The 1550-nt window shown below is 34.5% G+C and carries 1 protein-coding gene; it reads left to right on the forward strand.

Features of this window, described 5'->3' with window-relative positions:
* Positions 1 to 128: 128 nt before the first annotated feature.
* Positions 129 to 1493 carry a transposase gene (locus HXW94_RS18690; protein WP_218576819.1) on the forward strand — a complete coding sequence of 455 codons (1365 nt, stop codon included), beginning with the start codon at positions 129 to 131 and terminating at the stop codon, positions 1491 to 1493.
* The last annotated feature ends 57 nt before the right edge of the window (positions 1494 to 1550 follow it).

A 1550-nucleotide genomic window follows, 5' to 3' on the forward strand; every position in this document is an offset into this window, starting at 1 on the left:
TACTTGAGTTTTCGAAAAATATTTTGACAAAATAATAGATTAAGGTATATTTATTGCTTTGGCTAAGTATATATGAAATTTATTCTAATAAAGATGGATAGTTATATTAAACTATCATAATGCTTAAAATGAAAATACCTTGTGTTGAACGTATTCCATTATTAGTTACTGGCTTATCATTTTTATTGCCTGCTTTGAGCAACTGCCAATACAATAATCTTACATTGATTGCAAGCGCTCTTGTATTGGGCGCAAATTTTAATTTAACAGAAATCAATCGAATGTTTTTGAAAGAAAAGAGCATAAGCGCCCTATCTCATTTTCTTTCTGATGCAAAATTTTCAACAATCGAAATGCAGGAATTATACGCCAGTCATGCATATTTTCGTCACAAAATTAAGAATCGTAAAGGCTATTTTAATATTGATGATACAATGACACATCATTCCAAATTTTGCCAATGGCTCCACGGTGTTTTCGTTCTTTTTGATCATGCGCTTGGAACCAACCTCAAAGCAAGGTGCATAGTTGTTTTGTATTACAGTGATGGTGGGTCTGCAAAATTTCCTTTAGCCTTTCGTATTTATTACCAGAAATCTTCCAAAATGCTATGGACTCGAAGAAAAAATTTCGTTCATAAAACGAAAAATGAACTGGCAATTGAAATGCTGGAATGGGCATTGGCAAAAGGCTACCCCCCGTGTACGGTTCTTGCTGATTCATGGTTTGGGGTTAAGCCTTTCATTAAAGAGCTTAAACGTCTAAAATTATCTTATGTGATTGAAATTAAAAGTAGTTTAAAAGTAAGAGTGCCCTGTTCGACCCCCAAATTAACGCCAACTGGGAAATTGTCAAAAAATCAATATGAGTTGAAAAGTCTACCTGATTTTTTTAATCTCATTGCAGATATGATAACCTCCGGCTTTAGTGCCGATGAAAAACTTGGTAAAGAAGCAAAGGTCCTATACCACACTAAGCTTGCTAATGTACGGCTTAATGCTATTCCTGGTAAGCATCGCATTGTACAAAGCCTTGATCCATCCAAAGATACCATCAAATATCTTCTCACCAATGAACTCACCTGGGAATCCTCTAAAATTTTAAGTGTTTACAGTTACCGCTGGGTTATTGAAGAGTTTTTCAGGAATGCCAAACAATTACTTGATATGGAGGGAGTCACTGTCAGAAGTGAACAAGGAATAACAACAGCGTTATGCCTCGTGTTCTACATTGACTTCCTCCTCCATCTTGAGAATTGCAAAAGTATTGCTGAAAATACCCACATGGAATCAAAAACGATTCCTTCAATAGTGCGCAGACTACAACACGAAAATCAGGTAAAATTTATTAATAAAGTTCAAGTTGATAGGGGTTTTGTTGAAAAATGGATCACTATAATTAATTCAGATGTTGATAGAAAAAGGAAGCAAAATAAACCTTTAGTAGATCTGTCTTTACAGGAAGCTGAAGAACACTTAAAAAATGTTATATAGCAAATATCATGCCTATGTACAAAATATCAAGGAGCTATTTTTCGAAAACTCGAGTAT

The organism is Desulfobacter latus (genome assembly GCF_013389365.1).
Taxonomy (GTDB): domain Bacteria; phylum Desulfobacterota; class Desulfobacteria; order Desulfobacterales; family Desulfobacteraceae; genus Desulfobacter; species Desulfobacter latus.

Coding starts and splice junctions, on each gene's coding strand:
- HXW94_RS18690 (WP_218576819.1), top strand. CDS start 129: ATGAAAATACCTTGTGTTGAACGTATTCCATTATTAGTTACTGGCTTA.